The sequence below is a fragment of the Streptomyces sp. NPDC107654 genome (assembly GCF_055639035.1).
This window is the reverse complement of record NZ_JBVKBI010000006.1, coordinates 121072-143924: the sequence shown is the minus strand read 5'-3', so window position 1 is coordinate 143924 and position 22853 is coordinate 121072. Positions and strand designations below refer to the sequence as shown.

Genomic DNA, 22853 nt, shown 5'->3' with positions numbered 1-22853 from the left:
ACCAGTCGGACTGAGGCGGAGGTCGGTCACATCTCGTACAGCGCGTCGACCTCGTTCGCGTACGCCTTCTCGATCGCCTTCCGCTTCAGCTTCAGCGACGGTGTCAGCAGCCCGTGCTCCTCGGTGAACGGCTGGGCCAGGATGCGGAAGGTGCGGATCGACTCGGCCTGGGAGACCAGGGTGTTGGCGGCGACCACCGCCCGCCGCACCTCCGTCTCCAGGTCCGGGTCGCGCACCAGCTTGGCCGGGGTCATCCTCGGCTTGCCGCGCATCTGGAGCCAGTGCTCGACCGCCTCCTGGTCGAGGGTGACCAGGGCCGCGATGTACGGGCGGTCGTTGCCGACGACGATGCACTGGTTGACCAGCGGGTGTTCGCGGACCCGCTCCTCCAGCACGCCCGGGGAGACGCTCTTGCCGCCGGAGGTCACCAGGATCTCCTTCTTGCGGCCGGTGATGGTCAGGTAGCCGTCCTCGTCCAGGAAGCCGAGGTCGCCGGTGGCGAGCCAGCCGTCGTGCAGGGTCTGGTCGGTGGCCTTCGGATTGTTGAGGTACCCCTGGAAGACGTTGTCGCCGTGCAGCCAGATCTCCCCGTCGTCGGCGATGTGCACGGTCACGCCGGGGATGGCCTGGCCCACCGTGCCGTAGCGGGTGCGCTCGGGCGGGTTGGCGGTCGCCGCGGCCGTCGACTCGGTCAGGCCGTAGCCCTCGTAGATCTGTACGCCCGCGCCCGCGAAGAACAGCCCCAGCCGGCGGTCCATGGCCGAGCCGCCGGACATCGCGTTCCGGATCCGGCCGCCCATCGCGGCGCGGATCTTCGCGTACACCAGCTTGTCGAACAGCTGGTGCTGCATGCGCAGCCCCGCCGACGGGCCGGGCCCGGTGCCCCAGGCCTTCGCCTCGACCGCCTCCGCGTACTTGACGGCGATGTCGACGGCCTTCTCGAACGGCCCGGCCCTGCCCTCCTTCTCGGCCGTGCGACGGGCCGCGTTGAACACCTTCTCGAAGATGTACGGCACCGCGAGGATGAACGTCGGCCGGAACGCGGCCAGATCGGGCAGCAGGGCGGCGGCGTGCAGCTGCGGCTGGTGCCCGAAGCGGACCCGGCCGCGGATCGCGGCGATCTCCACCATCCGCCCGAAGACGTGCGCCAGCGGCAGGAACAGCAGCGTGGAGGCCTCGTCGCCCTTCTTCGAGTGGAACACCGACTCCCAGCGCCGGATCACCGTGTCCGCCTCGAACATGAAGTTGCCGTGCGAGATCACACAGCCCTTGGGACGGCCCGTGGTGCCGGAGGTGTAGATGACGGTGGCGACCGAGTCCGGGGTGACCGCCTCCCGGTGCCGGTGCACCACCTCGTCGTCCAGGTGCGCCCCGGCGTCATACAGCTCCCGCACACAGCCGGAGTCCAGCTGCCACAGCCGGCGCAGGTTCGGCAGCCGGTCGATGACGGTGGCGATGGTCATCGCGTGGTCCTCGTGCTCCACGATCGCCGCGGTGACCTCGGCGTCGTAGAGCATCCAGAAGCACTGCTCGGCCGAGGAGGTGGGGTACACGGGCACCACGTGGGCACCGATGGTCCACAGGGCGAAGTCGAAGAGGGTCCACTCGTAGCGGGTGCGGGACATGATCGCGACGCGGTCGCCGAACCGGACACCGTGGGCCAGCAGCCCCTTGGCGAGGGCCATGACCTCGTCGCGGAACTCGGCGGAGGTCACGTCCCGCCACTGTCCGGCGGCGTCCTTGCGGCCGAGCGCGATGTGCAGGGGGTCGGTTCGGGCATGGTCGAAGACGACGTCTGCCAGACCGCCCACCGGCGGCGGCGACGCCAGTGGAGGGTTGGTGAACTCGCGCAACCTCGCTCCCTGTGTTCGCGCCTCAGTGACGTGGTCTCCATCACCGCACAGCGCGGTGAAAGCTACCCCACCCGGTCGGTATGCGGGAGGGGTGCGGAATCCGAGCAAACCTCACGTTCCGCCTGGACGGCCACCGTGAAATGCCCGCACATGGGGAAGGGCCGGACACAATACTGACGGGTCAGTAAGTTTCGGTACCGTAATCTCCACCGAATCTGTACGCCCCGATTACGGCGCGGTCGGACTGGCCTCCGCAGCACCGGGACCGCCTGCGTCACCGGCCGCGCAGCCCCGGCGACCTGCCGCTCGGCACACTTCCTCCGGCCGGCTGCCGAAGATCCGGGCGCTCGGCGAGGAGGGGATCGCCGCCCCGCGCCCCGACCTGCCGAGCCCGGCCCGCCCCCGCCTGGAACGGGAGGACGCCCCGTGCTCGCGGTCCTCTAACGCGAAGGCCGCGCCACCCACCCCGGGCTCCAGCGCGCCGCCGGCCGCTCCGGGTCCGCTGTCAGACGCCGGCTGTCCGCCTGCTCGCCTCCGGCGCGCCGCACGTCGACATCGAGCGAATCCGCCATCCTCTCTCATCCCAGGGCGGCCGTCCTGTGGATCACCGCCGCGCCGGGCGCCCTGGCTCCGCCGGCCGGACCCGGGCCGGCCGCTGCCGGCCCCTCCCACATCGTGGTCACCGCCGTCGTCCGCGACACCGCGGCCCCGTACGCCTACCTCAGCGGCCCCCTGGGCCGCCTGACGGCGTCCAGCGCGTCGAGGCGGCGCCGTCGCCGCGCCGGGTGAGGCAGCCGACGTACCGCCCCGCGCGGTGACGACCGGCGGCGGGGTCAGCCGCTGCTGCGGCGCAGCCGTTCGCCGCCCGCCAGGATCGCCGCGGCCAGCGCGTTCGCGGCCTCCTCGGCCGGCCCCCGGCGGCGGCCGTGGACCAGGACGAAGTCGACCTTGCCCAGATCCGGCAGGCTCGCGCGGTCGGGCAGCCGGAACAGGCCCGGCGGGATCAGCCGCCGGGAGTGGGCCATCACCCCGAGCCCGGCCCGGGCCGCGGCGACCAGTCCGTTGAGGCTGCCGCTCGTGCACACGATCCGCCACGGGCGGCCCTGCTCCTCCAGCACCTCCAGCGCGCGGGCCCGGGTGATGCCCGGCGGCGGGTACACGATCAGCGGCACGGGCCGGTCGGGGTCCAGGCGCAGCCGCTCGGCGCCGATCCACACCAGGTCGTCGCGCCAGACGAGCTCGCCGCGCGGGTCCTCCGGGCGCCGCTTGGCCAGCACCAGGTCGAGCTTTCCGGCGGCCAGCCGCTCGTGCAGCGTGCCCGACAGCTCCACCGTCAGCTCCAGGTCCACCTCCGGGTGGTCGTAGCGGAAGCCCTCCAGGATCTCCGGCAGCCGGGTCAGGACGAAGTCCTCCGAGGCGCCGAAGCGCAGCCGGCCACGCACGCGCGTGCCGGTGAAGAAGGCCGTGGCCTGCTCGTGCACCTCCAGGATCCGGCGGGCGAAGCCCAGCATCGCCTCCCCGTCCTCGGTCAGCTCCACCGAGTGGGTGTCCCGGGAGAACAGTTGCCGGCCGGCCGCGTCCTCCAGCCGGCGCACGTGCTGGCTGACCGTGGACTGGCGCAGTCCCAGCCGCCGGGCGGCCTGCGTGAAGCTCAGCGTCTGGGCGACCGCCAGGAAGGTGCGCAGATGGGTCGGGTCGTACACAACGGCCAAGCGTAGCGGGCTTATCACGGATCACGATGGCAGTCAGAGTGGTGTGCGGGATTCCCGATCAGCGGGCGGGGGAGGACGATGGAGAGGGCCCTTACGGCCCGGGACCGCCCGTCACCCACAGCGATCGGAGCACCGTGAAACGCCTGCGCTGGCCGAGCTGGATGCCGGTCGACCCGTACATCGTGCTGCTGCTCGGGACGGTGGGTCTCGCCGCGCTCCTCCCCGCCCGGGGCACCGCCGCCGACGTCACCTCGGGCGCGTCCACGGCCGCGATCGCCTTCCTCTTCTTCCTGTACGGCGCCCGGCTGTCCACCCGTGAGGCGCTGGACGGGCTGCGTCACTGGCGGCTCCACCTCACCGTGCTGGTCTGCACCTTCGTCCTCTTCCCGGTGTTCGGGCTGGCCGCGCGCGCTCTGGTGCCGGTCCTGCTGGACCAGCCCCTCTACCAGGGCCTGCTCTTCCTGACGCTGGTGCCGTCGACGATCCAGTCGTCCATCGCGTTCACCTCGATCGCCCGCGGCAACGTGCCCGCCGCGATCTGCGCCGGGTCCTTCTCCTCCCTCGTCGGTATCGTCCTCACCCCGCTGCTCGCGGCGGGCCTGCTCGGCGGCGAGGCGGTCGGCTTCTCGACCGACTCCCTGGTGAAGATCGTGCTCCAGCTGCTCGTGCCGTTCCTCGCCGGGCAGGTGCTGCGGCGCTGGATCGGCGGGTTCGTCACCCGGCACAAGAAGGTCCTCGGCCTCGTCGACCGCGGCTCGATCCTGCTGGTCGTCTACAACGCCTTCAGCGAGGGCATGAACCGGGGCGTCTGGCACCAGGTCCGTCCGGTACGGCTGGCGGGGCTGCTCGGCGTCGAGGCCGTTCTGCTGGCCGTGATGCTGGTCCTGACCTGGTACGGCGCCAGGGCGCTGGGCTTCGGCCGCGCGGACCGGATCGCCATCCAGTTCGCCGGGTCGAAGAAGTCCCTCGCCTCCGGGCTGCCGATGGCGAGCGTCCTGTTCGGCGGCCAGGCCTCCCTGGCCGTCCTGCCACTGATGCTCTTCCACCAGATGCAGTTGATGGTGTGCGCGGTCCTCGCGAAGCGCCGGGCCCGTGATCCCGAGGCGGCCACGGACCCGGATCCGGGGACGGCAACGGACGCGGGCCCCGAGGCGGCCAGGGACGCGGGCCCCGGGGCGGCTACGGCCGCGGACTCCGGAGCGGCTACGGCCGCGGACTCCGGAGCGGCCACGGACGCCCCCGGGGGGTCAGCCGCGCACCCGGTCGAGGGGCAGCCGGAGAACCGTGTCCTGCGGTGACCGCAGCACCTCCGGGTCCGCCAGCTCCTCGTCGGTGAGCGCCCGGTCCCAGACGCGCACCTCGTCCAGCGCGCCGGTGAGGAAGGCGCGGCTGTCCATCCGCTGACCGAGGTGGACGCCGAACGGTGAGTCACGGCTCACCGAACCCGGGACGTCGGCGACGGAGGACTCCGTACCGTCGACGGACAGCGACAGCCGGCCGCCGCCCCGGCGCAGGACCGCCCGGTGCCATGTGCCGTCGTTGTACGTGCTCCCCGTGCGGACGTACGCGGTCTGCGGGGCACCGGCCCCGTTCCGTACGGTGATCAGCCCCTGGACCCGCTTGCTCGCCGGTTCCCCGCGCAGCCACACCTGCGGCTGGCTGGTGCCGATCCCGCCCATCCACAGCAGCGGCTGCTCCCCGGAGGCCGCCGTGTAACGGAACCACAGCGAGACGGTGAAGTCCTTCGTGCCCAGCGGCAGGCCGGCGCGGTACGGCAGGCGTACGGCGTCGTCGGTGCCGTCGAGCTCCAGGGCGTTCCCGGACACGCCGTCCACCACCTCCGGGGCACCGAGCACCGCCGCCGGACGGGCGCGTGCGGCGAGGTCGGGGGTGACGGGGTCGGGGCCGCGGCGCGGGGCGAGCCAGTCCTCCGTGAAGCGTGCGAAGCGGATCTCGTCGCGCGCGTCCACCGCCCCGCCCTCGTAGAGCAGGCCGACCGTGCCGGAGCCGATGCGCACCAGGTCGGAGTAGCCGGACCAGTCCGTGGTGACGACCGTGCCGCGGTCGACGCCGTCCCAGGTCCGGCCGCCGTCGTAGGAGGAGCGGACCATCATCGTGCGGCGCCGGTCGGGGTCGCCGGGGCAGGCCAGCAGCAGGCGGTCGCCGAGGCGCAGCAGCGAACCCTGCACCTGCGGCGTGTACAGGCCGGGCAGGTCGCGGAAGGGCGCGGTGAAGCTGGTGCCGCCGTCGCGGCTGACGGCCTGGGTGCGGTGGCCGAGGTCGGTGCCGTCCTGTTCCCGGCCGCTGACCAGGACCGCGCCGTCCCCGCGCTCGACGAGGGCGAGTTCGGAGGGCTTCTGCCGGAAGGTGCCGTCGGCGGCGACGGGCCGGCTGTCGGTGGCGCCGATCCGCCAGTGGCCGCCGTGGTCGTCGCTGACGACCAGGGCCGCGTGGTTGGCGGTGACCCTGCTGCCGTTCCACGTCTCGGTGTTGACCCCGAAGACCAGGCGCCCCGCGTACCGGCCGCGGGTCAGCTGGATGCCGTGCACGGGCCCGGTGGCGTACCAGGAGTTCCAGTCGGCGGGCAGGATCTCCGGGCTCAGGTCGCGCGGCTGCGACCAGCTGAGGCCGTCGTCGTCGCTGTACTGCAGGTGCGGGGTGCGGTTGCAGGGAACCGAGCAACCGGCGCTGTCGGTACGGCCCGTGTTGTAGGTCTCGGCGAGCCATATGCGGCCGGTGTCCCGGTCCACGACCGGCGCCGGGTTGCCGTGGGTGTCGCCGGCGCCCTCGTTGACCACCCGTAACGGCCCCCAGGTGCGCCCGCCGTCGGTGGAGCGCTTGAGGACGATGTCGATGTCGGCAGCGTCCCCGCAGTTGAGGACCCGGCCCTCGGCGAACGCCAGCAGCGTGCCGTCGCCCGTCCGGACGACCGCCGGGATGCGGAAGCACGCGTAGCCGGGGTCCTGGGCGGCCTTGAACAGCACCTGCTGCTCGAACTCCGGTTTCCCGACCGCCGGCCGGGCGTGGACCGGGTGGGCGGGGGCGAGGGCGAGGAGGAGGCCGGCGGCGGTGACGGCGGCGGTGGCCGACGACGATCTGAGACGGACCCGCAGAGATGACGGCACGGTGCGACCTGCCCTTCGTCAGCCGGACATCCGGACATCCGGACATTCGGACATCCGGACATCCCATGACGTGCGTCCCCTCGACGGTAATGGGGAGTGGTCCGCGTCACAAGAAGCGTGCGGACGGTTACGGGCGCAGGACGACCTTGCCGAGGTTGGCCCGGCTCGTCACGGCCTCGTGCGCCGCCGCCGCGTCCGCCAGGGCGAACTCGCCGTGCACGGCCGGCCTCAGGGCGCCCTCGGTGAACAGCCGCCACAGCTCCTGCCGCCACCGCTCGTACAGGTCCGGCCGGCCGCGGGCGATCAGTGCCATCTGGAAGCCGATCACCGACTTGCCGCCCACCAGCAGGTCGTAGGCCGCGATGGTGCCGCCGCCCGAGCTGTAGGCGACCAGCCGGCCGTGCGGGGCGAGCGCGGCGAGGGCGGGGCCGAGCAGGTCGCCGCCGACGGCGTCCAGGACGCAGTGGACCGGGTCGCCCCAGCCGTCGTCGCCGTACCGGACGCAGTCGTCCGCGCCGAGCGAGCGCACGAAGTCCGCCTTCGCCGGGCCGGACACCGCACCGACGACCCGTCCGGCACCCCGGGCCCGCGCCAGCTGGACGGCGAGGTGGCCGACGCCGCTCGCCGCCGCCGTGACGAGGACCGACTCGCCCGGTGCGAGCCGCGCCGCCTCCAGCACGCCCAGCGCCACCAGGCCGCTGCGCACCAGCGCGACCGCGGTCACGGCGTCGGCGCCGTCCGGTACCGGCGACGCCATGGCCTCGTGCACGACGGCGTACTCGGCGTACCCGTGCCCGAAGCACAGCCCGGTCACCCGGTCGCCGGCGCGGAAGCGGGTCACGCCCTCGCCGGCCGCGACCACCTCGCCCGCCAGCTCACCGCCCAGCGGTACCGGTTCCGCGGCCTCGGTCACCTTGCGGACCATCGGCAGGGTGACGCCGACGGCCGCGCACCGCACCAGCAGCTCACCGGGACCGGGTTCGGGCACCGGCGCCTCTTCCACGAACAGGGGGCCGCCGGTGGACTCGTACCGGACACGGCGCATCGCGACCTCCAGTGGCCGGCCGGACGGGGCCCGGCACGGCGGATCGTTGGGAGTCCCCATGAATTCATGGGGAGCCCCAACGGTAGGGGAAGTTCGTTGGGAAGTCCAATGATTGTTCGGCTAGGCTGCGGGCATGGCCGAAGCACCCCTGCCCGCGATCCGATCCCTGCCCAGCTGGCTCCTCGGACGGGCCGCCGCGCGGGGCCGCGCCCTGGTCGCCGAGGCCCTCGCCGCCGAGGGGCTGAAGATGTGGCACCACGTCCTGCTCTCCGCCGTCCGGGACCTCGCCCCGGTGGCCCAGGCCGACCTCGGCCGCAGTGTGAGCCTCGACCCCAAGGACGTCGTCGGCATCCTCAACGACCTGCAGTCCGCGGGCCTGGTCGAGCGTGCCCCCGACCCCCGCGACCGGCGCAAGAACGCCGTCTCCCTCACCGAGGAGGGCGCCCGGCTCCTCGTCCGCTGCGAGAGGGCGGCCCGCGAGGCCAACGACGCGCTCCTCGCCCCGCTGTCGGCCGCCGAACGGGACCAGTTCGTGGACCTGTTGCTGCGGATCTCCGGCACGGGCGCCTGACGCCTGACGCCTGAGCCGTGAGGCCTGACGCCTGGGGCGTGACGCCTGAGCCGTGAGGCCTGACGCCTGGGGCGTGACGCCTGACGCCTGATGCCTGATGCCTGAGGCGTGACGCCCGCCCGGCGCCGGCTCAGCCCCGGGCCGCCGGCTCCCGCAGGGCGATCCGGTCCTCGCCGGCGTACACGTTCATCGAGCTGCCGCGCAGGAAGCCCACCAGGGTCAGCCCCGTCTCCGCGGCCAGGTCCACCGCGAGCGACGAGGGCGCCGACACGGCCGCGAGCACGGGGATGCCCGCCATCACGGCCTTCTGCGCCAGCTCGAACGAGGCCCGGCCGGAGACCATGAGGATCGTCCGGGACAGCGGCAGCCCGTCCTTCTGCAGGGCCCGTCCGATCAGTTTGTCGACCGCGTTGTGCCGGCCCACGTCCTCCCGGGTGTCCAGGAGCCGCCCCGCCTCGTCGAACAGGGCCGCCGCGTGCAGCCCCCCGGTCCGGTCGAACACCCGCTGGGCCTCCCGCAGCCGGTCGGGCAGGGCCGCCAGCAGCTCGGGCGTGACCCGGAGCGGGGGAGTGTCGGCGATCGGCCAGCGCGTGGTCGTACGGACGGCGTCCAGGCTGGCCTTGCCGCACAGCCCGCACGAGGAGGAGGTGTAGACGTTCCGCTCCAGGGTGAAGTCCGGCAGGACGACACCGGGCGCGGTCTTCACGTCGACCACGTTGTAGGTGTTGGAGCCGTCCGCCGTGGCGCCCGCGCAGTAGACGATGTTCTGCAGATCGGCCGCCGAGGCCAGGACGCCCTCGCTCACCAGGAAGCCGGCCGCCAGCGCGAAGTCGTCGCCGGGGGTGCGCATGGTGATCGCGAGCGGCTTGCCGTTCAGCCGGATCTCCAGGGGCTCCTCGGCGACGAGCGTGTCCGGGCGGGTGGAGACCGCGCCGTCCCGTATGCGGAGGACCTTGCGGCGTTCCGTGACTCGTCCCATGTCCTGATCAGCCCCGGTTCTGTACGCGCTGGCAGCCGAAACGGCCCTTCACGGCTCATTGTCCTGCACGGGGACGGGCGACGCGCAGGTCACTGCCGACAAGGGCGCCGGCCGAAGCCCGCCGGCCGGCCCTCCCGCCGGTACGCGACCGTGCCCGGCGTGGGCGGTCCCGTCGCGTCTCCGTCTTCCGCTGCGCGGCCGGGGTCGAGGCCCGCCGGGCAGACATGGCAGTGCGGTCGGAGGCGAGGCGGCGATGGCCCGGCAGGTGTCGGGCAGGCGATCGCGTCGGGGGGCCAGCGTATGCGTCGTTCCAGCGTTCACGGTAGGTGAGGTGGGCTCGACGGTGATGCGGTCGGATGCGTGGCTGTGCCGATCGCGCTCCCACTGTCCGACTCTGCCGGGCAGTGCTCCGGCGTGGCTTTCTGGGCCGGGTGAGAGCTCGGCCGGGATGGTCACGGCTCAGGCTCAGGAGGCAGCCGTCGTCGAGTGGCACTTCCACCGGCTCGAAGTGCTGGAAGCAGCCGGTGGTGCCGGCGGCGCGAACTGCGGTCGCATCGTGCGTCCGCACCGGTCGCAGGCCATCGGCCCACAGGGCGCGGCCCTGGTGGTCGGAGATGACAGTGGCGTTCATCGTGTTCTGCCTCGTCCTGCCCGACACGAACGCCCGCCTGCCTCCCCCGGCCCGCGGCGGGCCGCCGGGCCTGGATCTCGGTGGCGCCGGCCTCGACTCGACCCCCTCGGAACAGCGGAACCCCGCTCCGCCGGCAGTCGGCCTCTCTCACCGACGGCCCGGGTGACGGTCGAGCGGTCGACGTCGGACAGCACACCGAAGACGACGTGAGGCAGGTCGTGCCGCAGGTGAATCAGCGTGACGGCCGGCCGGTCCACGAACACCAGTCGACAGCGGGCACCGGCGCCCTGCGCGCCTCCCGCCACACCGCCTTGCTACTTCAGGGCGAGGTGGGTGGCGACCGGGGAATGACGGAGAGGGCCGGCAGTTACAGCGCCAGGTGGATGGGGCGCCGTCGTCCTTCGTGAACGATGGTGCTGTCGCAGCGCGCAGGAGCGCTTCTCTCCTCCAACTCGCCTTTCCCGTAGGAGTTCTACGTGCCTTTCATGTCTTCCCCCCGCAGGGTGGTGGCCGTACTGGCGGTCCTCGCCACGATGGGCGCCGTGAGCGCCGCCGTGTCCGCTTCGGCCGACAGCGGCGGTGCCGAGAACGACAGCAGCAACCACGGCAACGGGATCCGCGTCACCGCGCAGAAGACAACCGGGAGAGCGAGTGTGACGGGCAGCGCCACGTTCGTGCTTCCCTACCACCCGGACGCCGACATCCGCTCGTTCACCTTCGACGCGCACGCCGAGCCGTACAGCAGTCCGCTGCCCGGAATTCCCACCGGTCTGCCCACCGATGCCCGAGGCACGGTGAAGGTGTCCCACTACTCCGCCGATCGGAACGTGACCTACACCGCCGAAGGGCAGGTGGACTGCCTGGTCACCGGCCCGCGCACCGCGACCCTCACCGCCGTCATCACCAAGGTCAGCCCCGGCGGGCCGCCCTGGATGGGCAAGCGACTCGGGTTCAGCGTCTACGACGGCGGCAATGACAAGGGCCGTTTCCGCGACCGGGTGGGGTTTTCATGGGAGGTGGTGAACCTGCTGCCGGGTGGCACCGGCGCGCCCTCGGAGGCCGAGGTCGGCACCTGTATGGCTCCAGCCCCGTACGCCCCCGTCGTCAAAGGCGGCTACACCGTCCGGCACGCCGATCTTCAGCCGGCCCCCCAGCGCTGAGGCCGACGCGCAGTGGGGCGAGCGCTTCCTCCGAGCCACGCACTCCTGGCCGCGTCACGGAGGGGCACCTCCCGTGATCCGGTGGGCCTCGTCCATGACCGCCAGGTCGAACGGCGGTCCCGCGCACCCCGTGTTCCGGGTCTCCTCGATGCGCGTCCCGCTGTCCGAGGAGACCGTCTGAGGAGAGCCGACAATCCCGGAGCCCGATTCCTGTGGCTTCACCTGCCGTCGTACCCGTGAGTCACTGATCAGACTGGTGCATTCCCGCTACCCACGGCCACGAGGGGATCCCCGGCATGAACGGCTCACGCATCGCCGCCATCGGTCACTACCAGCCCGCCCAGGTGCTCACCAACGAGGACCTGGCGGGCATGGTCGACACCAGTGACGAGTGGATCCGCACCCGGGTGGGCATCCGCACCCGGCACATCGCCGGCCCCGACGAGCCCGTGGACGAGCTGGCCGCGCACGCCGCCGCCAAGGCCCTCGCCGCGGCCGGGCTAGGCCCCGCCGACATCGACCTGGTGCTCGTCGCCACCTCCACCGCGGTCGACCGCTCCCCGAACACCGCCGCCCGCGTCGCGGCCCGGCTCGGCATCCCCCGGCCCGCCGCCATGGACGTCAACGTGGTGTGCGCCGGCTTCACCCACGCCCTGGCCACCGCCGACCACACCCTCCGGGCCGGCGCCGCCACCCGCGCCCTGGTCATCGGCGCCGACAAGATGTCCGACGTGACCGACTGGACCGACCGCGGGACCTGTGTCCTGGTCGGCGACGGGGCCGGGGCCGCCGTCCTGACGGCCTGCCCGCCGGGGGAGGAGCCCGGTGTCGGACCGGTGCTGTGGGGCTCGGTGCCGGAGATGGGGCACGCCGTACGGATCGAGGGGACGCCGCCGCGGTTCGCCCAGGAGGGCCAGAGCGTCTACCGCTGGGCCACCACCCAGCTGCCGGCCATCGCGCGCCAGGCCTGCGAGAAGGCCCGGGTGGCACCCGAGGACCTCGCCGGGGTCGTCCTGCACCAGGCCAACCTGCGGATCATCGAGCCGCTGGCCGAGAAGCTCGGCGCCGTCAACGCGGTCATCGCCCGCGATGTCACCGAGTCCGGCAACACCTCGGCCGCCAGCATCCCGCTCGCCTTCTCCAAGCTGCTCGAACAGGGAGCGGTCAGCACCGGCGACCCCGTGCTGCTCTTCGGCTTCGGCGGCAACCTCTCCTACGCCGGCCAGGTCGTGCGCTGTCCCTGAACCGGGACGTGCGCTGTCCCTTGGCCAAGACTCCGCGCGCCCGCCCGTGGACGCGGAGCGCCGTGGACCGTAGACGAACGACACTCGATACTGAGCGTCCAGCGCACGCGTCCGACGCCCACGCGTCCAGACCCCGCCAGGAGGGACCGCGATGTTGTCGACCGGACTGCCGCCGGGGGCGCTGCCCAGACTGGACCGGCCCGGACCGCTGCGGGAACGCGTGTACGAGGCCCTGCTGGAGCTGATCACCACCCGCGCGCTGCAGCCGGGCCGGCACCTCGTCGAGAGCGAACTCGCCGGGCACCTAGGTGTCTCGCGGCAGCCCGTGCGCGAGGCGCTCCAGCGGCTCAACACCGAGGGATGGGTCGATCTGCGGCCCGCCCAGGGCGCGTTCGTGCACGCGCCGACCGAGGAGGAGGCCGACCAGCTGCTCACGGTCCGCACCCTGCTGGAGGCGGAGGCGGCCCGCCTGGCCGCCGCGCACACGGGGAGCCCCGGCATCGCGGCCCTGGAGGAGCTGTGCGCCGAGGGCGAGCAGGCGGTGGCGGACGAGGACGTGGACCGTGCGGTCGCCCTCAACGCCGCCTTCCACGCCAAGGTGATGGAACTGGCCGGCAACACCGTCCTCGCCGGACTCGCCGCCCAGGTCGACCGGCGGGTCCGCTGGTACTACACGCCGGTGGCCCGCCGGCGCGGCCGGCAGTCGTGGATCGAGCACCGCGCGCTGATCACCGCGATCGCCGCCCGTGACGAGCGGCGCGCCACCGAGCTGATGCGCGAACACACCGAGCACACCCGGCGGGCGTACCACGAGCGTAACGCGACCTGAGCGACGCCCGTCGCGGGGCGCACCGGCAACGCCCGTCAGCTGCGGAGCGCCGCGTCCAGGTCGGGCAGGATCTCCACGGCCGAGGGGGCCGCGTGCGTTCCCCCTCACCTCCTGGGGGTCCGGCCGGAGCGAAACCGGGGGCTTCCCGCCCGTGCCCGCCCCGCCCGACGACCACGTTCGGCACACAGGGCCTCGCGGACTGTATACCGTCGCCAATCCCGCGGCCCCGGGCCGCCCGGCGGACGGATACGCAGGTGAAACGCACTCCGAAACCTTGGTATTGTTGTCCATGTCGCCGCGGGGAACACACCCGCAAGGCGGCAGACACCTGGTCCGGGTGGCGGAATGGCAGACGCGCTAGCTTGAGGTGCTAGTGCCCTTTATCGGGCGTGGGGGTTCAAGTCCCCCCTCGGACACCAGCAGAGACCCCAGTTCACCTGGGGTTTTTCTGTTTTTCCGGCGGTGGGGTCGCCGACTGGTCGTCGCTGGCCAATCTCGCATGGCGCTCGACGTCGTAGCGCACCCCGTCGTACTCCAACTTCTGCCGCTCGATGCCCTCCGCGACGAATCCCGCGGCCCGGGCGACCCGGCAGCGCACCCACATCGACACCCTCGCCTCCGTCCGCAACCTGGGCATCCTCGCCCACGTCGACGCCGGCAAGACCACCGTCACCGAGCGGATCCTGTACGCGACGGGCACCACCCACAAGCGGGGCGAGGTGCACGACGGCACCACCGTCACCGACTTCGACCCGCAGGAGCGCGACCGCGGTATCACCATCTTCGCCGCCGCCGTGAGCTGCGCCTGGAACGGTCACCGCATCAATCTCATCGACACCCCCGGCCACGTCGACTTCGCCGACGAGGTCGAGCGCTCGCTGCGCGTCCTGGACGGGGCGGTCGCCGTGTTCGACGCCGTGGCCGGTGTGGAACCGCAGAGCGAGTCGGTGTGGCGGCAGGCCGACCGGCACGGCGTCCCGAGGATCGCGTTCGTCAACAAGCTGGACAGCGCGGGCGCCGACCTCGACCGGGCCGTGGCCTCCATCCGCGACCGGCTGCACCTCGTGCCGCTCGTCGTCCAGCTGCCGATCGGCACCGAGGACGGCTTCACCGGCGTCGTGGACCTGGTGCGGATGCGGTCCCGGGTGTGGGGCGAGGGCGAGGGTACGGCCGTGGAGGGCGCGGTGCCTGAGGAGCTGGCCGCCCGGCGCGGCCGGGTCGGCGGCTCGGAGAACCGCGGTGGCGCGGCCGTACTGACCGCGACCGTGCCGCTGGCCGAACTGTTCGGCTACGCCACCCGGTTGCGCAGCCGTACCCAGGGCCGGGGCACCTTCACCACCCGGCCCGCCGGCTACGCACCGGCACCGGCATCGGCGCCGGCATCGTCACCGGCGCCGGTCCGGTAAGGAGCGTGTACGCCCGCGCGCCGGCCCGCGCCATGAGCCACCGTCGTGGCCCGTGGTGCGGGCCGGCCGGGCCGGACGGCGGTCCCTCCGTCATCGGGTTCCGCGGGATCGACTCGTCCGCCGGGGCCGTCGTCAGCGGCGCCTGGGGCCTGCGCGCGCCCCGCTTCGACCCGGCGCAGCCCCGGCCGCCCCGGTCCGCCGACGGTCCCCCGGCGCCGTAGCCCTCGACGTGCCGGCGGAACTGCCCGATCTCTTGACGTGCGCCGCTCCGACGGATTAACTCACGTCCTAAATTAAGTCATGAGTGCAATCCCTGAAGGGACACCGGGAGCCATGCGCAGGATCCGAGCCGCGGCCGTAGGCGCCGTCACCCTGTCTCTCGCCCTTGCGGCCACGGCCTGCGGAGGCGGATCGTCCACCGGCGGCGGGTCGAACGACTCGCCCAGGACGCTGACGTACTGGGCCTCCAACCAGGGCGCCAGCGTCGCCGTGGACAAGAAGGTGCTCCAGCCCGAACTCGACAGGTTCGAGAAGCAGACCGGCATCAAGGTGAAGCTGGAGGTCGTGCCCTGGTCGGACCTGCTGAACCGGATCCTGACCGCGACCACGTCGGGCCAGGGCCCCGACGTGCTGAACATCGGCAACACCTGGAGCGCCTCCCTCCAGGCGACCGGCGCGCTGCTGCCCTGGGACGAACGGAACTTCGCGAAGATAGGCGGCAAGGACCGCTTCGCCGCGACCGCGCTCGGCTCGACCGGCGCCCCGGGCAAGGACCCGGCGGCGGTCCCGCTGTACTCGATGGCGTACGCGCTCTACTACAACAAGCAGATCTTCGCCGACGCCGGCATCGCCAAGCCCCCGGCCACCTGGGACGAACTGGTCGCCGACGCCAGGAAGATCAGGGCCAAGGGCAAGTCCGCGCTCGGCGCCGAGGGTGCCAACCTGTCGGAGAACATCCACCACGTCTTCGTCTTCGCCAAGCAGCACGGCGCCGACTTCTTCACCGCCGACGGCAAGCCGGACTTCACCAACCCCAAGGTGATCCAGGCGGTGAAGAGGTACGTCGACCTGATGGCCAAGGACAAGGCCATCCCGGTCGGCGACGCCGAGTACGCGCAGAACCAGTCCGTCAGCGACTTCGCCAAGGGCAGGCAGGCGATGCTCTTGTGGCAGTCCGCCGCCGCCAACCTCACCTCCCAGGGCATGAGCGAGGACGCCTACGGCATCGCGCCCGTGCCGGTGCTCTCCGGAAAACCCGGCGGCGGCACCCAGGTCAACTCGGCGGTCATGGGCATCAACATCGCCGTCTTCAAGAGCACGCACAACCTCGACGGCGCCACGAAGTTCGTGAAGTTCATGACCTCCGACGCCGAGCAGAAGACCCTCAACAGGGCCTACAGCTCCATCCCGCCGGTCACGTCCGCCCAGTCGGACCCCGCGTTCGGCGCCCCGGCCACCGCGGTGCTGAAGAACACGCTCGCCACGAGCGCCGCCGCCCTGCCCCAGGTGCCCTCCGAGTCGCAGTTCGAGACGGCGGTCGGTACGGCCGTCAAGGAGCTGTTCGCGGACGCCGCCGCCGGACGCGCCGTCACCGCGGACGACGTCCGGGCGAAACTGGAGAAGGCCCAGCAGCAGATGCCGGCGGCGTGACCACGATGACGACCACCGCGCTGAAGGAACCGGCGCGCGAGACGTCCCCCGGTGCGGTGCGCGAACCCCGCCGCCGCACCGGGCGGATCCGCCGCCTCTCCCTGCCGTACCTGCTGCTCCTGCCCGCCCTGCTCCTCGAACTCCTCGTCCACCTGGTGCCGATGGCGATCGGCGTCGTGATGAGCTTCAAGCAGCTCACCCAGTTCTACATCCGCGACTGGGGCACCGCCCCGTGGAGCGGCGTCGACAACTACCGGGTGTCGGTCGACTTCGACGCCCCCGTCGGCAAGGCGCTGCTCCAGTCCTTCGGCACCACCGTCGGCTTCACCCTGCTGTCGGTCGGCCTGTGCTGGCTGATCGGCACCGCCGCCGCGGTCTTCATGCAGGACACCTTCCGAGGGCGCGGCCTGCTGCGCGCCCTGTTCCTGGTGCCGTACGCGCTGCCCGTCTACGCGGCCGTCATCACCTGGGTGTTCATGTTCCAGCACGACAACGGCCTGGTGAACCACGTCCTGCACGACCAGCTGCACCTCAGCGACAAGCCGTCCTTCTGGCTCATCGGCGACAACAGCTTCTACGCGCTGCTGACCGTGTCCGTGTGGAAGGGCTGGCCGTTCGCGTTCCTCATCGTCACGGCCGGGCTGCAGAACATCCCCCGGGAGCTGTACGAGGCGGCCGCGCTGGACGGCGCCGGGATGTGGCAGCGGATCCGCCGCATCACGCTGCCGTCGCTGCGCCCGGTCAACCAGGTGCTCGTCCTGGTGCTGTTCCTGTGGACGTTCAACGACTTCAACACGCCGTACGTGCTGTTCGGCAAGGCCGCGCCCGAAGCCGCCGACCTCATCTCCGTGCACATCTACCAGTCCTCGTTCGTCACCTGGAACTTCGGCACCGGCTCGGCCATGTCCGTCCTGCTGCTGCTCTTCCTGCTCGTGGTGACGGGCGGATACCTGCTGCTCACCTCGCGCGGACGGAGGGCCGCCGATGCCTAGTCCGCCCACGGCGCCGTCACCCGTCTCGCCCATGGCGCCCCCGCGTTCGTTCCTGTGGGCGCGCCGGGTGTTCCTCACCCTGCTCGCCGGGTTCGTGCTCCTCCCGGTGTACGTGATGGTCTCCAGCTCGCTGAAGCCGCTCGCCGACGTCACCGGCCGGTTCCGCTGGCTGCCCAGCGAGCTGACGATCCGCCCGTACATCGACATCTGGTCGACCGTGCCGCTCGCCCGGTACTTCGCGAACTCGGTGATCGTGGCCGGCGCGGCGACCGTCTGCTCGGTGGTCATCGCCGTGTTCGCCGCCTACGCCGTCAGCCGCCACGAGTTCCGCGGCAAACGCGTCTTCACGGTCACCGTGCTGTCGACGCAGATGCTCCCGGGCATCCTCTTCCTGCTCCCGCTCTTCCTGATCTACGTCAACATCGGCAACGCCACCGGCATCGCCCTGTTCGGCTCCCGCGGCGGGCTGATCCTGACGTACCTGACCTTCTCGCTGCCGTTCTCCATCTGGATGCTGATCGGTTACTTCGACTCGGTGCCGCGCGACCTGGACGAGGCGGCGCTGGTCGACGGCTGCGGCCCGCTCGGCGCCCTGTTCCGGATCGTCGTACCGGCCGCGGTGCCCGGCATCGTCGCGGTCGCCGTGTACGCCTTCATGACCGCCTGGGGAGAGGTCCTCTTCGCGTCGGTCATGACCAACGACACCACCCGCACCCTCGCCGTCGGCCTCCAGGGCTACTCCACCCTCAACGACGTCTACTGGAACCAGATCATGGCCGCCTCGCTGGTCGTCAGCGTGCCCGTGGTGGCCGGCTTCCTGCTGCTGCAGCGCTATCTCGTCGCGGGTCTGACGGCGGGTGCCGTCAAGTGACCCCCACCCCTGATCCCGAAGGGACTCCCGTGTCCGAACCCATCGACCTCGCCGCACTCCCGCACGACTTCCTGTGGGGCACGGCCACAGCGGCGTACCAGATCGAGGGGGCCGTCGCCGAGGACGGCCGTTCGCCCTCGATCTGGGACACCTTCTCCCACACCCCGGGGAAGACCGCGAACGGTGACACCGGCGACGTCGCCTGCGACCACTACCACCGCTGGCGCGAGGACATCGGGCTGATGCGGCAACTCGGCGTCAACGCCTACCGGTTGTCGGTGGCCTGGCCGCGGGTGATCCCGGACGGCACCGGCCCGGTGAACCCCAAGGGCCTCGCGTTCTACGACGAACTGGTGGACGCGCTGCTGGAGGCGGGCATCACCCCGTCCGTCACCCTCTACCACTGGGACCTGCCGCAGGTGCTGCAGGACCGCGGCGGCTGGCCGGAGCGGGACACCGCGCTCGCGTTCGCCGAGTACGCCTCCGTCGTCGCCGAACGCCTCGGCGACCGCGTCACCCTCTGGGCCACCCTCAACGAGCCCTCCTGCTCCGCCTGGATCGGCCACCTGGAGGGCACCATGGCCCCCGGCCGGCGCGACCTGACCGCCGCCGTCCGCGCCTCCTGCCACCTGCTCCTCGGCCACGGCCTGGCCACCTGGGCGATCCGCGACGCCGCCCCCGGCGCGCAGGTCGGCATCGTGAACAACCTCTCCACCGTGCACCCGGCCACCGACCGCCCCGGGGACCTGGCGGCGGCCCGCCGGCACGACGGCCATGTCAACCGCTGGTGGCTCGACCCGGTGCACGGCCGCGGCTTCCCCGCCGACATGGTGGAGACCTACGGCGTCGAACTCCCGCTGTCCGCCGAGGACCTGGCGGTCATCGCGGCGCCCCTCGACTGGCTCGGGCTCAACTACTACTTCCCGGCGTACGTCACCGACGACCCCGACGGCCCCGCGCCGTACGCCCGTTCCGTCCGCCGCGAGGGCGTCCCGCGCACCGGGATGGACTGGGAGATCGACGCGTCCGGCATCGAGACGCTGCTGCTGCGGCTCACCGAGGAGTACGGCGCCCGGAAGATCTACGTCACCGAGAACGGCTCCGCCTTCCCCGACGTGGTCCGCCCCGACGGCAGCGTCGACGACCCCGAGCGCCGGGACTACCTGGAACGCCACCTCGCCGCCTGCGCCTCGGCGGCCCGCAGGGGTGCCCCGCTGGCCGGCTACTTCGCCTGGTCCCTGCTGGACAACTTCGAGTGGGCCTACGGCTACGACAAGCGCTTCGGCCTGGTCCACGTCGACTACCGCACCCAGGCCCGCACGATCAAGGGCAGCGGACGGCGGTACGCGGACATCGTGCGCGTCCACCGCGCCCAGACCCGCCGGGCCGCCTGAGCCGGGCGGCGCACCACCGGCAGTTGTTGACGTCGTCAACAAGTTCGTTCATTGCAGGCGCGTGGCCGCCCTGTGTACGGTGACCGGTATGACGGACCACTCCGCCCCACCCCCCGGCGGACCCCTTGTCACCGCTTCCGAGATCGCCCGGATCGCCGGGGTCACCCGTGCCGCCGTCTCCAACTGGAGGCGGCGGTACGAGGACTTCCCCGCGCCCGCGGGCGGCAGCGCCACCAGCCCCCTGTTCGACCTGGCCGCCGTACAGACCTGGCTCGACCGTCAGCGCAAGGGCCAGGACGTCTCCGCGGAGGTCCGGCTGTGGCAGGCGCTGCGAGCCGCCTCCGGCGACGACATGACCGGCGCCCTCGCCGACGTCGCACAGCTCCTCGCCGGCGGACCGGACGCCCCGCCGCTGCCCGACGACGTGGTCCGGCCGGCCCGCGAGCTCGCCGCGCAGGGGTCGCCGGGCGAGGTGGTCGAGGCCCTCGCCGAACGCTTCACCGACTCCGTCCGCCGGGCCGGCTCCGACCAGGTCACCGCGCCGCGCATCGTCCGCGCCCTGCGGCACCTCGCCGGCGACGTGCCCGCCGGCGCCACCGTCCTCGACCCGGCCTGCGGCATCGGCACGCTCCTCCTCGCCGTCGGACCACACCGGGGGATCCGGCGCCGCGGTCAGGAGTCCGACGCCCGCAAGGCCCGCTTCGCCCAGCTCCGCGCCGACCTCACCGGACACGAGGACGTCACGGTCACCGCCGGGGACTCCCTCCGCGACGACCACTGGAGCGGACTCCAGGCCGACCTCGTCGTCTGCGACCCACCGGTCGGCGACAGCGACTGGGGGCGCGAGGACCTGCTGCTCGACCCCCGGTGGGAACTGGGCATCCCCTCCCGCGCCGAAGGCGAACTCGCCTGGCTCCAGCATGCCTACGCGCACACCGCTCCCGGCGGGCGCGTGCTCATGGTCATGCCGGCGTCGGTCGCCTACCGCAAGGCCGGCCGGCGCATCCGGGCCGAGCTGGTACGCCGGGGGGTCCTGGCCGGGGTCATCGCGCTGCCGCCGGGCGCGGCCGCCTCGCACGCCCTGCCCGTGCACGTGTGGGAGCTGCGCCGTCCGGCCGCCCAGGGCGCCGCCGCCACCAGCGTGCGCATGGTCGACCTCACCGCGAACGACCCGGACGGCTCCCTGGACCCGGAGCCCGCCCAGACCACCGACGTCCCGCTGATCGACCTCCTGGACGACACCGTCGACCTGACACCGGGCCGCTACGTCAGGGAATCCCACCGGGACTACGCGGCCGAGTACCTCGCCCTCCGCCGGGAACTCACCCGCGAACTGCGGAGGCTGGCCGACCTGCTGCCCGATCTGACGGCCGGCGAGGGCCCCGGCACACCCGCCGGACCGTCGGTGAGCGTCGCCGACCTCGCCCGGGCCGGTCTCGTCGAGTACGGCGACCCGGAGCCCGTCTCGGTCAGCGACCAGCTCGACACCGCCTTCCTGCGCGGCTTCCTGCGCAGTGCCGCCAACACCCGCCGCTCCACCAGCGCCAGCGGCACCTTCCGGCTCGACGGCAAGGGCGCCCGCATCCCCCAGATGGACCTCGCCGCGCAGCGCCGCTACGGCGCCGCCTTCAGCGCCCTGGAGGAGTTCGAGGAACGCTCCCGCCGTGTCGCCGAACTCACCCGCCAGGCCGCGGAACTGGCTCGCGACGGACTGGGCAACGGCACGCTCACGCCCGGGGAGTGAGGACGCGGCCGGGCGGAGTCCGCGGCCGGCGACTGCGTGGCCCGTGCGACCGGGGCGCTGCTCGGCACGGGTCCACGGCGGTGAGGGCCGGCCCGAGGACCTGGTGAGCCGGCCCGAACCGGCCGCCGCGCCAAGGGACCGGCACCGGTGGGACCGCTGTCCCGGGTGGTGGCACGGACCCCGGCGCGTCAGCCCCGGGCGCGGCGGCCGGTCCCGGCCAGCAGGAGCAGGACGGCGAGGCCGGACGCGACGCACGCCGGTACGCGGACACCGCTGCCCCCGGAGCCGAACATGCCCGCGGCGACCAGCGCCAGGAACGCGCCGGCGGCCTGGGCGCCGGTGCCGGACGGCATCGGGGCCGCGGTCCAGGGGCGCCGGCGGGGGATCCACAGGCGCAGCAGCTCCGCGGTGGCCGTGAGGGCGATCAGCCGGGAGCCGACGCGCAGCCACCACGCGGGCGTGGCGTCGCCCAGTTCGCCCACGCCGGTCACGGACAGGAAGGCGAACAGCAGGACGGGCAGCAGCCAGCCCAGGCTTGCGCGGACGTTGGTTCCGGGGGCGCTGTGCCCCGGCCGGGCGGCGGAGGCGGAGTCACCCGGTGTCCGGGGAGCTGGGATCGCCGGCAGGGACTTACCGGATGCCCCGGATGCCTCGGGCGCCCCGGATGCCTCGGGCGCCTCGGGTGCCTCGGCCGGCTGGGGCGGGAGGGACGGCAGGGGGCGCAGGGCGCGGGACTGGGCGTGGCGCAGACGCGGGCCCGCGTCGCCGTGGCGTTCCACGTGGGCGGCGAGTTCCGCCTGGAGCGCGAGGAGGCGCTCGGCCATCGCGTCGAACTCCGCGCGGCGTTCGGCGGCGAGCCGGGCGGCCTCGCGTGCCGCGTCGGCGAGCCGGGCGAGGGTCTCCGTGCGCAGGCGTACGGCGTCCTCGCGGTCGGCGTCCGCCTCCCGCGGCACCTCGGCCAGCTCCGCCTGGAGCCGGACCCGTTCGGCCTCGATGATCTCGGCGATCCGGTGCCGCTGGTCCGGCGGCAGCTCGCGCGGCGCCCGCGCCTCGGCGCGGGCCACGGCGGCCCGGCGCCACTCCATCAGCGGGCGGCCCCGGTGCTCACCGATGCCGTTGATGTGCACCTTGCGGCCCTGGGCGCGGTGGATGTACAGCACCTCGCCGCCCTTGCCGTTGGGTGCCTTGCCCCAGCTGACCCGGGTGAAGTCGGCGGCCGTGCGGATGCCCTGGGCGGCGAGGGCCCGGACCAGACCGGCGCCGATGCCGTTGACCTCGCTCGCGCCGAGCCGGGTGCCGCGCAGCGAGGCCTGGACGGACTCCCGGCGCAGCACGGCGAGGGCGTGCCGCTCCTGGTGTTCCCGCTTGCCGTCCAGACCGTTCAGCCGGCGGTCCAGCGCCCGTTCCCGGCGCAGCCGCCGCTCGTGGACGCGTTGCAGCGTCTTCGCGCAGGCGGCCTCGGCGCGGTCGCGGTCCCGGGCCTCGCGGTTCAGCCGGCGGAGGTCGGCCGCCTCGAAGGCGCGGCGCCCGTCCAGGAGCCGGCGAAGGGCGCGGATCGCCTCGATCAGCCGGCGGCGTTCGGCGCGTGTCTGCGCGGGCGTCCGTCCGTCGCGCCGCAGGGTGGTGCTCTCGGTCAACGTGTCTCGC

Annotated in this window: 17 protein-coding genes, 1 tRNA gene and 1 pseudogene; 12 read left to right on the top strand and 7 right to left on the bottom strand. The window is 72.9% G+C overall.

The window, feature by feature from the left end; all coding sequences use genetic code 11:
• Nucleotides 1–26: 26 nt before the first annotated feature.
• Nucleotides 27–1853 carry an AMP-dependent synthetase/ligase gene (locus ACZ7N4_RS13255; RefSeq protein ID WP_471357438.1) on the bottom strand — a complete coding sequence of 609 codons (1827 nt, stop codon included), beginning with the start codon at nucleotides 1851–1853 and terminating at the stop codon, nucleotides 27–29.
• Nucleotides 1854–2686: 833 nt separating this feature from the next.
• Nucleotides 2687–3556, bottom strand: coding sequence for a LysR substrate-binding domain-containing protein (locus tag ACZ7N4_RS13250; RefSeq protein ID WP_471357435.1), 870 nt, complete (start codon nucleotides 3554–3556; stop codon nucleotides 2687–2689).
• Between the two features lie 170 nt (nucleotides 3557–3726).
• Here ACZ7N4_RS13250 and ACZ7N4_RS13245 point away from each other — a divergent pair, with 170 nt between their 5' ends.
• Complete coding sequence (locus tag ACZ7N4_RS13245) at nucleotides 3727–4863, top strand: bile acid:sodium symporter family protein (RefSeq protein WP_471357998.1); 1137 nt, start codon at nucleotides 3727–3729, stop codon at nucleotides 4861–4863.
• Here ACZ7N4_RS13245 and ACZ7N4_RS13240 read toward each other — a convergent pair.
• Nucleotides 4813–6690, bottom strand: coding sequence for an exo-alpha-sialidase (locus tag ACZ7N4_RS13240; protein ID WP_471357432.1), 1878 nt, complete (start codon nucleotides 6688–6690; stop codon nucleotides 4813–4815). The genes ACZ7N4_RS13245 and ACZ7N4_RS13240 overlap by 51 nt on opposite strands.
• Before the next feature lie 127 nt (nucleotides 6691–6817).
• The gene (locus ACZ7N4_RS13235; RefSeq protein WP_471357429.1) at nucleotides 6818–7735 is read right to left on the bottom strand and encodes a quinone oxidoreductase family protein; all 918 of its coding nucleotides are present in this window, start codon (nucleotides 7733–7735) and stop codon (nucleotides 6818–6820) included.
• A gap of 133 nt (nucleotides 7736–7868) precedes the next feature.
• Here ACZ7N4_RS13235 and ACZ7N4_RS13230 point away from each other — a divergent pair, with 133 nt between their 5' ends.
• A complete protein-coding gene (locus ACZ7N4_RS13230; RefSeq protein ID WP_471357427.1) occupies nucleotides 7869–8306 on the top strand; it encodes a MarR family winged helix-turn-helix transcriptional regulator in 438 nt (145 codons plus the stop codon).
• A 130-nt stretch (nucleotides 8307–8436) separates the two neighbouring features.
• Here the strand turns inward: ACZ7N4_RS13230 and fdhD are convergent, their stop codons facing one another.
• Both fdhD and ACZ7N4_RS13220 read right to left on the bottom strand, forming a co-directional pair.
• On the bottom strand, nucleotides 8437–9285 hold the full coding sequence (gene fdhD / locus ACZ7N4_RS13225; protein WP_471357425.1) for a formate dehydrogenase accessory sulfurtransferase FdhD: 849 nt from the start codon (nucleotides 9283–9285) through the stop codon (nucleotides 8437–8439).
• Between the two features lie 336 nt (nucleotides 9286–9621).
• Nucleotides 9622–10209: pseudogene (locus ACZ7N4_RS13220) on the bottom strand (transposase family protein); the annotation flags it as partial.
• A 192-nt stretch (nucleotides 10210–10401) separates the two neighbouring features.
• Between ACZ7N4_RS13220 and ACZ7N4_RS13215 the strand changes: the two are divergent.
• The 10 genes from ACZ7N4_RS13215 to ACZ7N4_RS13170 all read left to right on the top strand — a co-directional run bounded on the left by ACZ7N4_RS13215 (nucleotide 10402) and on the right by ACZ7N4_RS13170 (nucleotide 21206).
• Nucleotides 10402–11076, top strand: a complete 675-nt coding sequence (locus ACZ7N4_RS13215) for a hypothetical protein (RefSeq protein WP_471357995.1) — start codon at nucleotides 10402–10404, stop codon at nucleotides 11074–11076.
• Nucleotides 11077–11372: 296 nt separating this feature from the next.
• Nucleotides 11373–12320 (top strand): beta-ketoacyl-ACP synthase III, encoded by a 948-nt coding sequence (locus tag ACZ7N4_RS13210; protein ID WP_471357423.1) that lies wholly within the window; start codon nucleotides 11373–11375, stop codon nucleotides 12318–12320.
• 151 nt (nucleotides 12321–12471) lie between these two features.
• Entirely contained in the window at nucleotides 12472–13149 is a 678-nt protein-coding gene (locus ACZ7N4_RS13205; protein ID WP_471357421.1) for a GntR family transcriptional regulator, read from the top strand.
• A 331-nt stretch (nucleotides 13150–13480) separates the two neighbouring features.
• Nucleotides 13481–13568 (top strand) — tRNA-Leu (locus ACZ7N4_RS13200).
• Nucleotides 13569–13700: 132 nt separating this feature from the next.
• Nucleotides 13701–14555: a GTP-binding protein gene (locus ACZ7N4_RS13195; protein WP_471357418.1), complete on the top strand. Its 855-nt coding sequence runs from the start codon at nucleotides 13701–13703 to the stop codon at nucleotides 14553–14555.
• A gap of 333 nt (nucleotides 14556–14888) precedes the next feature.
• Entirely contained in the window at nucleotides 14889–16205 is a 1317-nt protein-coding gene (locus ACZ7N4_RS13190; protein ID WP_471357415.1) for an ABC transporter substrate-binding protein, read from the top strand.
• 5 nt (nucleotides 16206–16210) lie between these two features.
• A complete protein-coding gene (locus ACZ7N4_RS13185) occupies nucleotides 16211–17197 on the top strand; it encodes a carbohydrate ABC transporter permease (RefSeq protein ID WP_471357992.1) in 987 nt (328 codons plus the stop codon).
• Between the two features lie 31 nt (nucleotides 17198–17228).
• Nucleotides 17229–18068, top strand: a complete 840-nt coding sequence (locus ACZ7N4_RS13180; protein WP_471357989.1) for a carbohydrate ABC transporter permease — start codon at nucleotides 17229–17231, stop codon at nucleotides 18066–18068.
• A 29-nt stretch (nucleotides 18069–18097) separates the two neighbouring features.
• A complete protein-coding gene (locus tag ACZ7N4_RS13175; RefSeq protein ID WP_471357412.1) occupies nucleotides 18098–19462 on the top strand; it encodes a GH1 family beta-glucosidase in 1365 nt (454 codons plus the stop codon).
• A gap of 88 nt (nucleotides 19463–19550) precedes the next feature.
• A complete protein-coding gene (locus ACZ7N4_RS13170; RefSeq protein WP_471357409.1) occupies nucleotides 19551–21206 on the top strand; it encodes an N-6 DNA methylase in 1656 nt (551 codons plus the stop codon).
• A 188-nt stretch (nucleotides 21207–21394) separates the two neighbouring features.
• Here the strand turns inward: ACZ7N4_RS13170 and ACZ7N4_RS13165 are convergent, their stop codons facing one another.
• Nucleotides 21395–22843, bottom strand: a complete 1449-nt coding sequence (locus tag ACZ7N4_RS13165; protein ID WP_471357407.1) for a hypothetical protein — start codon at nucleotides 22841–22843, stop codon at nucleotides 21395–21397.
• Nucleotides 22844–22853 lie beyond the last annotated feature (10 nt).